Source organism: Vibrio hepatarius (assembly GCF_011806575.1).
Classification (GTDB): Bacteria; Pseudomonadota; Gammaproteobacteria; order Enterobacterales; family Vibrionaceae; genus Vibrio; species Vibrio hepatarius_A.
This window is the reverse complement of the sequence record NZ_JAATOO010000034.1, coordinates 19,770-33,775: the sequence shown is the minus strand read 5'-3', so window position 1 is coordinate 33,775 and position 14,006 is coordinate 19,770. Positions and strand designations below refer to the sequence as shown.

9 protein-coding genes are annotated in these 14,006 nt (G+C 47.1%); 3 read left to right on the top strand and 6 right to left on the bottom strand.

Translation table 11 applies throughout. The features are described from left to right. Positions 1-149 precede the first annotated feature (149 nt). The gene (locus tag HCZ42_RS19755) at positions 150-1,748 is read left to right on the top strand and encodes a sensor domain-containing diguanylate cyclase (RefSeq protein WP_167422421.1); all 1,599 of its coding nucleotides are present in this window, start codon (positions 150-152) and stop codon (positions 1,746-1,748) included. 26 nt (positions 1,749-1,774) lie between these two features. Here HCZ42_RS19755 and HCZ42_RS19750 read toward each other — a convergent pair whose 3' ends face one another. Further along, positions 1,775-3,439: an electron transfer flavoprotein-ubiquinone oxidoreductase gene (locus HCZ42_RS19750; protein ID WP_167422420.1), complete on the bottom strand. Its 1,665-nt coding sequence runs from the start codon at positions 3,437-3,439 to the stop codon at positions 1,775-1,777. Positions 3,440-3,558: 119 nt separating this feature from the next. Between HCZ42_RS19750 and HCZ42_RS19745 the strand changes: the two genes are divergently transcribed. Both HCZ42_RS19745 and HCZ42_RS19740 read left to right on the top strand, forming a co-directional pair. Then, entirely contained in the window at positions 3,559-4,311 is a 753-nt protein-coding gene (locus HCZ42_RS19745; protein WP_167422419.1) for an electron transfer flavoprotein subunit beta/FixA family protein, read from the top strand. A gap of 12 nt (positions 4,312-4,323) precedes the next feature. After that, positions 4,324-5,286 (top strand): electron transfer flavoprotein subunit alpha/FixB family protein, encoded by a 963-nt coding sequence (locus tag HCZ42_RS19740; protein WP_167422418.1) that lies wholly within the window; start codon positions 4,324-4,326, stop codon positions 5,284-5,286. Between the two features lie 82 nt (positions 5,287-5,368). On the opposite strand, the gene HCZ42_RS19735 is transcribed toward HCZ42_RS19740, so the two are convergent. The 5 genes from HCZ42_RS19735 to HCZ42_RS19715 all read right to left on the bottom strand — a co-directional run bounded on the left by HCZ42_RS19735 (position 5,369) and on the right by HCZ42_RS19715 (position 13,678). Then, positions 5,369-8,227: an HD domain-containing phosphohydrolase gene (locus HCZ42_RS19735; RefSeq protein ID WP_167422417.1), complete on the bottom strand. Its 2,859-nt coding sequence runs from the start codon at positions 8,225-8,227 to the stop codon at positions 5,369-5,371. Positions 8,228-8,494: 267 nt separating this feature from the next. Further along, the gene (locus HCZ42_RS19730; RefSeq protein ID WP_167422416.1) at positions 8,495-9,646 is read right to left on the bottom strand and encodes a dihydrolipoamide acetyltransferase family protein; all 1,152 of its coding nucleotides are present in this window, start codon (positions 9,644-9,646) and stop codon (positions 8,495-8,497) included. Further along, positions 9,643-10,626 (bottom strand): alpha-ketoacid dehydrogenase subunit beta, encoded by a 984-nt coding sequence (locus HCZ42_RS19725; protein ID WP_167422415.1) that lies wholly within the window; start codon positions 10,624-10,626, stop codon positions 9,643-9,645. Before HCZ42_RS19725 ends, HCZ42_RS19730 begins: the two co-directional genes overlap by 4 nt. Then, a complete protein-coding gene (gene pdhA, locus HCZ42_RS19720) occupies positions 10,619-11,710 on the bottom strand; it encodes a pyruvate dehydrogenase (acetyl-transferring) E1 component subunit alpha (RefSeq protein ID WP_167422414.1) in 1,092 nt (363 codons plus the stop codon). Before pdhA ends, HCZ42_RS19725 begins: the two co-directional genes overlap by 8 nt. 408 nt (positions 11,711-12,118) lie before the next feature. Beyond that, the gene (locus HCZ42_RS19715) at positions 12,119-13,678 is read right to left on the bottom strand and encodes an alanine/glycine:cation symporter family protein (RefSeq protein WP_167422413.1); all 1,560 of its coding nucleotides are present in this window, start codon (positions 13,676-13,678) and stop codon (positions 12,119-12,121) included. Positions 13,679-14,006: the final 328 nt, after the last annotated feature.

Genomic DNA, 14,006 nt, shown 5'->3' with positions numbered 1-14,006 from the left:
AAACGAACCTTAGTATTAGTACATCATCAATCTACGTCACTCTGGCTAAGAGTGCTTTGTCGGGATAACTGACGAGCGTATAGGAAATAGTGCTCAGCGTTTAGTGTCTAATGTGCTGAACCTTCATTGGAATAGAAAGAGTTGTAGATATGAAGCTTAGACATCTGTTTGTTATCACATGTTGTTTATTAACCGTTATCCCCTTGGCTCTTTTCTGGGCTTGGCCTTATTCCAAAGCATTAGAATCTGAGCTGAGAGACGTTCGACAACGACACTTAGTTATCGCGCAAAACCTTTCAGCGGCATTTGAGCGTTACTATCAAGATGTGACGGGTATTTTTACCATCATTGATTCTGAGTCGGAAAATCAGCTTAATTCAAGTAACTTCAAGCAACTTTTGGCCAGTTATAACTTTAGTATGGTGGGAAAGTTCGACAAGCAAGGAAATCTGACTGGTTGTTTGTTTTATAAACAGAACTCATGTCCTCAGAGACTCGATAGTGATGTATTGCGTTTGCTGGTAGACACAGCCAACAGTGACAAAGTCTCGCTTTCTACTGTGACCGTAGACGAAAGTTATTCCAACACGCCAATCCTGCTCGTGGTGCAAAAGTATTCCGACCATTACTTACTAGGCTACTTAACTACGCAGTACATTGTTGATATGGGGAGAAAGGTCTCATTCGGTGAAAAAGGTCATGCTGCGATCGTCGATCAAGCGGGGAATGTTCTCGCTCACCCTATGAGCTCTTGGATAGACGCGCGTAAGAACATATTGGCAGTCAGTACGGTGCAAAAAATGCTTGCCGGAAAAACAGGAGTCGAAGAGTTTTATTCACCCGCATTAAAAGGTGACATGATTGCTGGTTACACATTCGTGCCGAATGCTGGTTGGGGCGTGATGGTGCCACAGCCGCTAGAAGAGCTAAGAGTTAAAGCCGAGCACATTGATGAAACCGCAATGCTGGTGATGTTTTTGGGTGTAGCGTTGGCACTGCTCATAACCATTCCTATTTCATTTAGCTTAATTAAACCGCTGGAAAGTCTGTTGGCAACAATTAGACGTATTGAAAACGGAAAACAAGCGGTGGACGTAGACTTTAAAACGTCGCGTGTGATGCCAAAAGAAATTCGCGAAATCAAAAACTCGTTTTCTTCAATGATGGAAAAAATTGAGAGCAATAAAAGTGAGATTTATAAGCTGGCGTATTTTGATGTGGTGACTGAGCTACCCAACAGGCGTTATTTCCAAATGCTTTCAGAACAATGGTTAGGCAAAGCTGAAGAGTCAGATCTAACTGGCGCCTTGGTATTTATTGACCTCGATGGCTTTAAGTTGGTCAACGACACCTATGGGCACAAAATCGGTGACGAGTTGTTGTTTCAGTTTGCGGTTCACTTGAACCGTTACTTTGACATAGAAAACAAAGAGGTATGCTTGCTCGAATATTTCGATGAGCTACCTGATATTATCCCCGCCAGGTTAGGTGGTGATGAATTTGCCATTTTGTTTAAAAACATTCGCAGCAAAAAAGAGGTCTATAGGCAAGTTCAGTTGCTCTTTAATGAGGTATTTACGACATACAGTTTACCGGGCGGCGCTGAGGTCGATCTTACTGGTAGTGTAGGCATTGCGTTCATTCCAGAGCATGGTGTGGAATATGACGAGATCATTAAACACGCCGACATCGCGATGTACAAAGCGAAACTCGATGATAAAAATAGCATCTGTGCCCATGTAGTTTAATCGTGACTTACACCGTTAAATTGCGGTTACATATTACGATAGTTAGGCCCGCCGCCACCTTCGGGCGGAACCCAAGTAATGTTGAGAGACGGGTCCTTAATATCGCACGTCTTACAGTGTAAGCAGTTGGTAGAATTGATCTGTAGACGATGTCCGCCTTCGCATTCCAATATTTCATACACACCCGCCGGACAGAACCTCTGACTTGGTCCGTCAAACATCGGGATATGGTTGTTGAGCGCGATTCTCAGGCTCGAAATTAATAAGTGATTTGGCTGGTTTTCTTCGTGTATTGTTCCTGATAAATACACAGAAGACGGCTTATCAAAGCTCAAGATCTTATCTGGTTTCGGGTATTCGATTTTTTTGCAGCCGCTTTTCTCTTTCATGCATAAGTAGTCGGCTTGAGGGTCGACAATATTCCACGGCACCGGTTTTTTACTCAAGTATGGCCAAATATTGTATTCCAAGGTCGCAATTGCTCCTCCGAGCAAACTGCCGTAATTGTGGATAGCACCTGTAAAGTTGCGCGCTTGATTTAACTCGTCATACAGCCAAGACGATTCAAATCGAGACTGATAATCTGGCTCATCAGCCGGTGAATGGGAGGTCAATTCTGCAAATACGGCCTCTGCCGCTAACAATCCAGATTTCATCGCGGTATGGCTGCCTTTGATTTTGGCGCTATTCAGTGTCCCTGCGTCACAACCAATCAATAACCCTCCGGGAAACTGCTGCTTCGGTAGGGCAAACAAACCGCCTTTCGTTAAGGCGCGAGCACCAAAGCAAACACGCTCTGCGCCAAGTAGATGCTTTGAAATCGCTGGGTGATGTTTCAGGCGTTGGAATTCTTCGAAAGGATTCAGGTAAGGATTGGCGTAATTAAGGTCGGCAATCAAACCCACGGCCACTTGATGATTGTCGAGATGGTAAAGAAAACTGCCTCCGTTGCTCTCAGAGTCGCTTAACGGCCAACCAAAGCCGTGGATCACTAAGCCAGGTTGGTATCGTTTATCGCCTTCTGGCAGTTGCCATAACTCCTTAAGTCCGATGGCGTAATGTTGCGCCGCTTTGCCTTTACTTAGTTTAAAGAGTTTGATCAACTCTCGTCCAAGGTGTCCACGCGCGCCCTCCGCAAACACGGTGTATTTGGCTCTAAGCTCAACACCTGCTTGGAAGTTGCTTTTCGGCTTGCCATCTTTATCTAGCCCCATGTCAGAGGTCACGATGCCACCGATTTTGCCTTGCTCATCTTTAATCAGACTTCGTGCAGCGAAGCCGGGAAACACTTCAACGCCCAACTGGCTAGCTTGCTCGGCTAACCATACACACAAGTTGCCTAAACTGAGTACGTATTGCTCGTGTCCGACGCGTAGACTCTTAGGTACGAATACTTGAGGTATGTGGATGTGATTGGATTGGGTAGAAAGCAGCAACATCTCGTCTTTGCTGACAGGCGTCATCTGCGGAGGATTATCTCGCCATTGAGGAAACAACTCATTAAGCGCAATTGGATCAAACACCGCGCCGGATAGAATATGAGCACCGACTTGCTCACCTTTTTCGACCACACAAATGCTGAGATCTCGATTATTTTGTTGGCTCAATTGGGCAAGTTTGCAGGCCGTTGAGAGTCCCGCTGGCCCTGCGCCAACGACGACAACATCAAACTCCATCGATTCTCTTTCCATACTCCAACCCAACCTGATTTCCAGTTAGTGCTCGTTGTACTTAGTTAAATATAGTCCAGTTGACGTAAACGTAAACTTTACTAAGCTCAAAATAACTTGGCACATCGGCAGGAGGTTACGTGAAAGTTCTAGTAGCGATTAAGCGTGTTATCGACCCATACAGCAAAGTTCGAGTCAAAGCAGATGGTAGTGGCGTAGAAACCGCAAACGCCAAAATGACCATCAACCCGTTTTGCGAAATAGCTGTCGAAGAAGCAATACGACTCAAAGAATCAGGTCTAGCAGAAGAGGTGATCGTCGTATCGCTGGGTGAATCTTCTTGCCAAGAGCAACTAAGATCCGCGTTAGCGCTTGGCGCTGATCGAGCGATTCATATTGAGACCGATGTTGAATGCCAGCCGCTGAGCGTGGCTAAGGTGCTTAAAGCGGTGATCGAAAAAGAGCAACCGACTCTGGTTTTACTTGGTAAGCAATCAATCGACAGCGACAACAATCAGGTGGCACAAATGCTTGCCGCGATTACGGGATTGCCGCAGGCGACATTTGCTTCTGAAATCCATATTGAGGGTAACAACGTAGAGGTTGAACGAGAGATCGATGGTGGATTGGAACGGCTTAAGTTATCGTTGCCAGCAGTGATTAGTGTTGATTTGCGTTTGAATGAACCAAGATACGCATCATTGCCCAATATCATGAAAGCCAAAAGCAAACCGATGGAGCAACTCACGCCTGAGCAGTTAGGGGTAAGTCTGTCGTCGTCACAAAGCACACTAGAAGTGATGCCGCCAAAAGCTCGTCAAACAGGACAAAAGGTGACGAGTGTTGCCGAGCTGGTGGACAAACTGCGTAACGAAGCGAAAGTCATCGAGTAAAGGGAGGCGTACATGAGTGAATCTAGCACAAAAATTTTGGTGATTGCTCAACACAATGGCTCTCAACTTAGCTCGGGAACGTTAGCGACACTAACCGCCGCTCAGCAACTAGCAGAACTTAATCAGGATTGTTCGATTGATCTTCTGATCATCGGCGATGATTGCCAGGGCGCTGCGATGCAAGCGAAGGAATATGGAACAGTGGAGCAGGTACTCGTCGCACAGCACAGCGCTTACGCCAACTCGCTGAGTGAAGTGATTGCCCCTGTGGTCGTAAAGCTAGCCAGTGGCTATTCGCACGTATTGGCGGTGGCCAGCACCTTTGGTAAAGACTTAATGCCAAGAGTGGCGGCGCTACTCGATGTAGGGCAATTGTCCGATGTGATCGAGTTTGTCTCCGCTGATACCGTCATCAGACCAATCTATGCTGGTAACGCGCTGGCAAAAGTGCAATCCCATGACGCGATCAAAGTCATCACTGTACGTGAATCCGCATTTGATAAAGCCCAACCAAGCAGCAACCAAGAAGTGCCGATTATCGAAGTGCCAGCGGAGGTTAATGCGTCGAATACCGAGTTTGTTGAGCGCAAAGTTACGGTTTCCGAACGTCCAGAACTCGCCGCGGCTCGTGTTGTGGTATCGGGCGGGCGCGGGCTAGGCAGCAAAGAGCAGTTTCAGTTGGTAGAACAACTAGCGGATAAACTAGGTGGCGCGATCGGTGCTTCGCGTGCTGCGGTCGATGCGGGTTATGTATCGAACGATCTGCAAGTAGGGCAAACGGGTAAAGTGGTAGCTCCTGAGCTGTATATTGCGGTTGGGATCTCAGGTGCGATTCAACACATCGCGGGGATGAAAGAGTCCAAGGTGATCGTCGCCATCAACAGTGACCCAGATGCGCCAATCTTTGAAGTGGCAGATTACGGTCTGGTTGGTGATTTGTTTGAGATTTTGCCTGAGCTAATTGACTCTGTCTGACTCGTGACTGAATACAATCAGTCCCGCTTAACACTGTTGTGCGTTGAGCGGGACCGTTTTCTACTAAAGCCACATTTGCTAGTTAAGCGACGTACGAGGAAACGTCGACTTCATCCAACTGTTCAGTCAGCATGTAGCTTTCTGCGAATCGTTGGTAAACGCCGGAGGTTAGGAACAGCTCGAATACGTCTTGGTCAAGGTGGCCTTCTTTGGCCATGAAGCTCATGATTTTGATTGCTTCCTTGAGTGTTTTAGCTTTCTTGTAAGGACGGTCGGTACTGGTCAAGGCTTCAAACACATCCGCAACCGCGATAATTTTGGCGGTCAGCGGCATGTCTTCTCCCTTGAGTCCCATAGGATAGCCAGTGCCATCGATTTTCTCGTGATGTCCGCCGGCAATCCGCGCCACGTCTTTCAAATGTTGTGGGAAAGGTAACGACTCTAAGATTCTAATGGTCTGAATAATATGATCATTAATGATGAATCTGTCTTCATCGGTTAACGTACCACGACGAATCGATAGATTGTAGAGCTCTCCCAAGTTGGCTTGGTGTTGCGGTGGCTTCATCGAAAAGCGTTTGTCTTGCGGCGGATTCGTTTCCCACGGCACGATGTGCTCCGGCAAGTCAGCGAGCAAGCTTTCCTCTTGAGGTGTTATTTCCTCACCAGAGAAACGTTGTTGTTCTACCCAAGCTGTACCTGAACGCTTGGACAGGGTTCTCGTCCAGTTGCTTTTAGCGATGGTATTTAAACGCTCAAGGTCGTCGTCACTGACAAACTCGCCACCGACGTTAAGCTCCGAGATAAACTGAAAATCCTCGTCTATTTGCGTTAGAACGTGAGACAGCTTTTGTTCAGCGTCATTGGGTAGTTCACCAAAGATTTCAGCGTAAGACTCCAAGCGTTTGTCGCGTTTGAGCACTTCAAAACGCATGCGAATTTCGTGGATACGGTTGTAAATGCACTCCAGTTTTGTCGCTTTGTCGACGATATGTTCTGGGGTGGTGATCTTTCCGCAGTCGTGCAGCCAGCTCGCGATTCGCAACTCTTCCCAATCTTTAACGTTTAATGAAAAGCAGTTGAACGGGGCGAGTTTTGATTTATCTGCTGCTTGGGTTAACCACTCGGTAATCACGGGTACTCGTTGGCAGTGGTGACCAGTGTAAGGAGATTTCTTATCCAAAGAGCCAGCAAACACTTGGATGAAGGACTCGAGCAACGCTTTTTGCGCGTCGTACATGTTGAGCGTTTCAATCGTCACCGACGTAAAGCCCAACAGCGTTTTCAAATAGTGTGCATACTTGTCGTGCAGCTTCTGCACATCACCTTGGTGATACATCACGGTAAATGCACCAATGACGTCACCAGTTCGGTCAATCAGTGGATAACAGATAAACTGAGCGTCTTGATTGACCACTTGAGTGGAAGCAAAGAAGGCAATGTCGCCAAGTTTGAATATATGCGCTTCTTTCTGTACGAAGACACGCTGCACAAACGGAGATTGACTGGCCAATGGAATCGGCTGTTGGAAGATTTCATTTGAGCTGTCGTCATTCTCTTCTTCCCACCAAAGGCATTTAGGGATTGCGCGATTCGTTTCTTTATCGAGCAAGTACAAAAACGCCCCTTGAGCGTTGACCGCTTTCGCGATGTCTTGGCAAACCAGACTCAAGATGTCGTCGACATTCTCTTTGCGCGCGATGTTGTTGGTGAGCGAAATAAACTGCTTAATCGTTAGTTGTGTGCTGGCCTGAGCTTCGGTTAGCTCTCGGATCTCTTTAATGTAGCTTGGTTTCTGTGGCTCAAACGAGAAACGGAAACGTTCGATGTCTTGCGCTTTTTGAGTCGCTCGTCTGATCGGCTGTGCAACGTAACGCGATACGCCATAGATAAAAGGCAGCGTTATCAGTAAAACGAGCAGCGAACCGTAAAGCGTTTGCTGTTTAATTACCACACCAGAATCAAACAAGTCAGCCGCTTTGGTCGCCATCAGTAGGTTGATGGGTTCGTTGTTGTGCGGCGCAAGCGGAACGACTTTTCCAAACCATTGCTCGCCGTTGAAGTTGAACGTTTCAATCGTATTGGTACGTTGATGCTGGCTGATTGAAAATGCCAAAACAGATTGAGACAAATCCGCAACTTTCATCGCACGGCCACTGGTTTCGGTGTCGAGTAAATCACGCTCACTGGCGGCATAAATATCACCAGAATCGGTGTACAGGGCGCGAATCGAAGATGGCGTCGTTAAGGTGCTAGCAAGCGTCTTTTCCAAATCTTTGAGAGAGATATTAATCGAGATGATCGTACCAAATGAGTTCTTTCTATAAACAGTCAGCCCTAGCTCTTTTAAAGCCGGAAGCACAAACGGCGCAGAGATAATATTGGCGTCCAGTTTTGCATCGGCGAAATCATCGTGATGTTGTACGAGTAACTTCTTATCCAGTTCAAACTCATCGACTTTATTGAGCGAAGATTCTAATCCGGTGATGGTAGCGATTTCGTTCACCTCGTGTGTTTCGATATAGTGCGTGCGTTCATCAATGCCAAAAAACTGCCTGACTTTATCGCTCTTAACTTGCATTACGGAGTAGAAATCGCCGTTGGGATAATAGAATGAATATGACGATACATGAGGATGTTCGTCAAGCAGGTGAGCAATCCCCGCCAAGGCTAACTCTCTTTCTTCTGCGACGTTGGAGTGGGCGACTTGGCTTTTCGCAAATGCCCCTAACGCTAGAAAAGCGGAGTGGTAGTAAGAATCCAATTTATAGCGCGTTTCTGACGCGACACGGCTAAATAGCTTGTCGTTAGCATCTTTGATAAGCGAATTCAGGCCGTCATTGGAGAGATAAATCTGCACGCCAGAGACAATGACGACGACCAAAATGATAACGGTGGATAGATGTATGTGAATAGGCAAAGCTTTATAGCGACGTTGCATCGAGTCATATTCTCTATTTTTATCGGTGGGTTGGATGTGCCAACAGTTGTCTATCAATAATAGAGTTTTCTCAAATGATTGAAATGCGATTAGTTGGATATTTACAAATCACTGTGATGAATGAATAGAAGTATTAATTGTGAGATGGTTAATGTATTGAGGTTTGTTTTCATCGGGCTAAATAACGGTTTGAACAAAGATAGCATGCAGAGCAAACCCATAACGCATTCTGATGGCGCGTTATGGGTTTGCCTGAGTCCTTGTGATCTAGTCTTGGTAGCGGCTTTCTAAGTGCCACACCAGTTTTTTGGTAAAACGAGCTGCTTCACCACCCGTGCAGGCTCTGTGGTCAAACGTAATCGATAGTGGCATCGCTTTGATGGCGACGGGCTGTCCATTACGCATGACAAGTTTTTCGATAATGCGACCAGCGCCCACAATCGCAACTTGAGGAGGGGAAACAACAGGTGTTGCGTAAATCCCCGCAATCGCCCCAAAGTTGGTCAGTGTTATTGTTGCGTGTTGTAGCTGCTCGCGGGCAATTTTACGCTCACGAATCCCTTTGACGGTTTCATCCAACCAGCGTCGAACTCCTTCAGCCGAGAAGTTGTCCGCGTCGCGCAGCACAGGTACATACAACCCATGTGAACTATCAACCGCGATACCTATGTTCACCTTACTGTGCACGCAGCGCGTCATGGTGTCGGCATCAAACCAAGCATTGAGAGCTGGCTCTTTTTTGCATGCGTAGACTACCGCTTTGATAAGCCTTGCGGAAATATCTTCGTTGGCAGACCAGTTTTCTAAGCTCGCTTCTTCGGTGATGGTTACATCTGCCACGTTGAGATGAGATTCTGCCATCGCGCCCGCCATGGTTCGTCTAGCGCCTTTTAACACCTCAGTACCTGGCTGTTGTCGACTTGCTTCGTGGTAGATATCGCTGTCGGTAATCAGACCATTTGGGCCAGTGCCTTCCACATTTTCTATACTCACACCAAGCTTCTTGGCCAACAAACGAGCCGAAGGCATTGCGGTCACCGGGCGTTGATCCACATGGGAATTATCGCCTCCGATCCAGAAGTCATCGACGTTCACGTGATGAGCGTGCTGAGACACGTTACCAACGACGGTAGCCGCATCGGATTTTTGAGCCTCTTTCGGCTTGGCTTTGCTCGAAGCATCTGCCGGCTCTTCAATTTCTAGCAGTAATGCACCGATATTGACAATATCGCCTTCTTCTCCGTGTCTGTTGACGACTTTACCGCTGCAAGGTGAGGGCACTTCCACCACGGCTTTAGCAGTTTCAACAGTCAGTACCACTTGGTCAATTTCGACCGTATCACCAACATTGACGTGCCATTCGACGATTTCAGATTCGGCCAAACCTTCACCTAAGTCTGGTAATAGGAAGTTTTTCATTTCCAACCCTCCACTAGTTCACGAGCGGCTTGAATAATGTCTTGCTCTTGGATCATGAAGTAATCCTCATTGCGGTAATACGGCATTACCGTGTCCATTCCGGTGACACGTTTAGGCGGCGCTTTCAACATACACATTGCACTTTCTGCAACACGTGCCAGGATCTCTGCACCCACACCACAGGTGCGGCTGGCTTCGTGAACCACCAACAAGCGTCCGGTTTTTTCGAGCGATTTGATGATGGTGTTTATATCGATCGGCTTAATAGATGCCAAATCTACCACCTCGACCGAAAGGCCTTGCGCAGATAAGGTTTCCGCAGCTTGCAAAGATTCCACCACACAAGCCCCCCAGGTGACTAAAGTAATGTCGCGTCCTTTTCTTAGTGTGAAGCAAGTATCGAGAGGTAGCGCTTCGCCGTTATCTAACACCTTGGATTTAACGGTGCGATAAATGCGTTTGGGTTCAAAGAACATCACGGGATCGTTACTGCGGATTGCGGCTAGCAATAAACCGTAAGCACGCTGCGGTGAGGAAGGGACAACGACTTTAAAACCGGGGATATGCGCAAACAAAGCTTCGACGCTTTCAGAGTGGTGCTCAGGCGCATGGATACCACCACCAAAAGGTGCACGGAACACCGCAGGGCAGGTTAGTCGTCCACGAGTTCGATTTCTCATTCTCGCCGCGTGGCACACTAAGTGCTCCATTGCCGGAAAGACAAACCCTTGGAACTGAAATTCAGCGACAGGGCGTAACCCTTGGGTTGCCATGCCGACGGCAACACCGCCAATTAAGGCTTCCGCTAACGGTGAATCAATCACTCTGCGCAAACCGAACTTTTCTTTTAACCCCACGGTTGCACGGAACACACCGCCGTTATCACCGACGTCTTCACCGAGCACCACCACATTCTCATCGTGAGCCATTTCATGGTGGAGTGCGAGGTTAACCGCTTCAACAAGTGTTATTTCAGCCACGGTGACCTCCTTGCATACGCATTGCTTTTTGGATCAGTTCGTCGCGTTGAGCATTAAGCTCTGCTGGCGAAGATTCATAGAGATAATCGAATGCTGATTCCGGTGCTTGCGGCGAAAGAGACACATAGTTATCGACCGCTTGCTCAACGAGCTGCTTACACTCTGCCAGCCAGTCTGAATCTTGTTGACTCGACCAGAGACCTCTATCTGTTAAATAGTTTTTTAAGCGTTTAACGGGTTCATACTCCCACGCTTGTTGCAACTCATCTTCGCTGCGATAGCGGCTGGCATCGTCAGCGGTGGTGTGGTCACTTAAGCGATAACTGACTGCTTCGATTAATGTTGGCCCTTTGCCTTTACGCGCTCTGTCTAGTGCCGACAACACGCAATCATGCACCGCGACCACATCGTTACCATCAACGGTGATACCATGAATTCCTGCCCCTTTGGCCTTCTCTGATAGAAAATCGGCGGCGCACTGCAGTGCACGCGGAACAGAAATCGCCCACTGATTGTTGTTAATGACAAACACCAAAGGCAAGTTCCACGCACCTGCGCAGTTGATCGATTCGAGAAAGTCACCCTTTGAGGTTGCACCGTCGCCACAAGTTACCAACGCGACCTGATGATTGCCCTCTATTTTTAGCGCGGTAGCAACGCCAACAGCGTGTGTACATTGGGTTGCGATTGGCACGCAAAAAGGTAAGTCGCGTGATGCAATACCGTCAATCGGTGTGAAATCGCTGCCGCGTTCGTCACCGCCCCAGTACTGCAAGTTCTTTTCCATTGGAATACCACGCACCCACATCGCTGGCATATCGCGATAGTAGGGGATGAACACGTCTTTTGGGTGCATAGCGTGCCCGACGGCAACACCAAACGCTTCTGCGCCTAAATGGGAAGGATACGTACCTAGTTTACCAGTACGTTGCAGGGCGACGGCTTTGTTATCGTAAGTTCGGCTCAGCACCATATCGCGATAAAACTTCACTAACGTTTTGTCGTCTGCCCACGCAGGGAGTTGCTCAACGGCTGCGCCAGTATGGTCGATATAGCGAAGCATCGGCAAAGATTGAACATTCATTGGAATCTCCTCCATGGTCTCTGGTTGGTGGATCGCACCGTTAAGAGACAGAATCCTGACTCTGCAACCATGTTTCGGTTTGAGTCGGGGTAGATGCCAAATTTCGCGCCTCATGAGAATTCCGAGTTATATAAGCGACTTTTATTCCCCAATTAGGCGTTCTTTTTTACTGCAAATAGACCAAGATTTAGTGATGAATCTCAGCATCTACTGTTTTCCCTAAGTGTAATCAAAATGTTAAATATTGCTTAATTTCTTTAGTACGCAGGAAGTAAAACAGAGTTTACAACTATGAGTGGATAGACTGTGGTGGTTGGCAAGGGGGGATTGTCTAAATTTTTCTAGCTCAACAAACAAAAAAACAGCAGGGGAGGCCTGCTGCTTTTTAATTACACAGTGTTTGAGCGATTAGTCAGCTTGTGATTCGTACGCTGGCCTTTGTGGTTGCTGTTGCTGAACTTTGTAGACTTTACCTGCGTTAAAACGCTCTAGGTAATCTGCAAGGTCACGCTTCACTTCAGGAACTAGAATGTAAAGACCGACAATGTTCACTAGCGCCATTGCGAAGATCATGGCATCAGAGAAGTCGATAACTGGACCTAGGTTCATCGCTGCGCCGATAACTACGAAGATACAGAACTTCACTTTGTAGATCATCTCAGCGGTTTTGCTCTCGCCGAATAGGTAAGTCCAAGCTTTCAGACCGTAGTAAGACCAAGAGATCATCGTTGAGAAAGCGAACAGTACAACCGCTACTGCAAGTACGTAAGGGAACCAGCTAATTGCACTACCAAATGCTGCAGAAGTTAGCTCAACACCCGCTAGACCTGTATCGGTATCTAGGTAACCTGTAATGATGATAACAAGCGCTGTCATGGTACAGATCACCACAGTGTCGATGAACGGTTCTAGTAGAGATACGAAACCTTCAGACATTGGCTCTTTGGTTTTTACTGCCGCGTGTGCAATTGCTGCGGAACCAACACCCGCTTCGTTCGAGAACGCTGCACGTTTGAAGCCTTGGATTAGCACACCAATAACGCCACCCGTGATACCTTCGCCAGTAAACGCGCCGTTGAAGATTGCACCAAACGCATCATCGATACGGTCGAAGTTAATCAGCAAGATAACGATTGCAGCACCGACATAGATAGTCGCCATGAAAGGAACCACTTTCTCGGTTACCTTCGCAATCGACTTGATACCACCGATAATTACGATACCGACGATAACCGCTAGGATGATACCGAATAACCAACCTTTATCTGCGAAGAATGAAGCTTCACCACCTGTTACACCAACGATCTGTTTGAACGCTTGGTTTGCTTGGAACATGTTACCGCCACCAAGTGAACCACCGATGGCAAACACTGAGAACAGTACCGCTAGTGTACGACCAAACGCAGCATTACCACGCTGAGCCAGACCTTTGCTTAGGTAGTACATCGGACCACCAGAGACTGAGCCATCAGGGTTAGTGTTGCGATATTTAACACCCAGTGCACACTCTACGAATTTGCTCGACATACCCAGTAGGCCAGCAAGAATCATCCAGAATGTTGCACCAGCGCCACCGATTGAAACAGCGACTGCCACACCAGCGATGTTACCTAGACCAACGGTGCCTGAAAGAGCAGTCGTTAGTGCTTGGAAGTGAGATACCTCACCATCTTCTTTCGCTTTTGGATCAGAGAACTTGCCCGATACCAGTTGAACGGCGTGTTTAAAACCGCGGACGTTGATGAAACCAAGATAGAAAGTAAAGAACGTTGCTGCGATTACCAACCAAAGAACGATCCATGGAACCTGTACGTCAGTAAAAGGGAACGGAATAGTCGAGAAGATCATTCCTACAAAAGGGTTGACGATAGGGGCGACCACTTCATTGATCGTATCATCCAAGTTGGATGCCACAGCACTACCTGTGAAAATGCTTGCAAAAAGGGCAAGCGAGATACGCTTTGTCATGCTTTTCCTGCCTGTGAAATAAAGTTTATATGAATAATATTTATTAGAAGTTGTGTTTTGTTACATTTGCGTAACACAGGCTATTGTTCACTTTATTAGTACAGTCGCAACATTTATGTTGGAAAATTTGAAGTAGAGAACAGTTCTGATAATTGCTATATGAAGGTGATAAATTTGGTCTTTGTATCTAATTAACTTCTATGTGTTAGATGTATGTCCTGTGTAATGTGTGAGGGATTGAAATATTATTTTTAACATTTGCTTAGTTAATGAAACTGCTTGGTTATAATTTAAGCGGATTTAAGCAGCGAAATTCAGCAATAGGACA

What these genes read in the sequence shown, in the direction of transcription:
- HCZ42_RS19755 (WP_167422421.1), top strand. Translation starts at nt 150, where the DNA reads ATGAAGCTTAGACATCTGTTTGTTATCACATGTTGTTTATTAACCGTT.
- HCZ42_RS19750 (WP_167422420.1), bottom strand. Translation starts at nt 3,439, where the DNA reads ATGGAAAGAGAATCGATGGAGTTTGATGTTGTCGTCGTTGGCGCAGGG.
- HCZ42_RS19740 (WP_167422418.1), top strand. Translation starts at nt 4,324, where the DNA reads ATGAGTGAATCTAGCACAAAAATTTTGGTGATTGCTCAACACAATGGC.
- HCZ42_RS19735 (WP_167422417.1), bottom strand. Translation starts at nt 8,227, where the DNA reads ATGCAACGTCGCTATAAAGCTTTGCCTATTCACATACATCTATCCACC.
- HCZ42_RS19730 (WP_167422416.1), bottom strand. Translation starts at nt 9,646, where the DNA reads ATGAAAAACTTCCTATTACCAGACTTAGGTGAAGGTTTGGCCGAATCT.
- pdhA (WP_167422414.1), bottom strand. Translation starts at nt 11,710, where the DNA reads ATGAATGTTCAATCTTTGCCGATGCTTCGCTATATCGACCATACTGGC.
- HCZ42_RS19715 (WP_167422413.1), bottom strand. Translation starts at nt 13,678, where the DNA reads ATGACAAAGCGTATCTCGCTTGCCCTTTTTGCAAGCATTTTCACAGGT.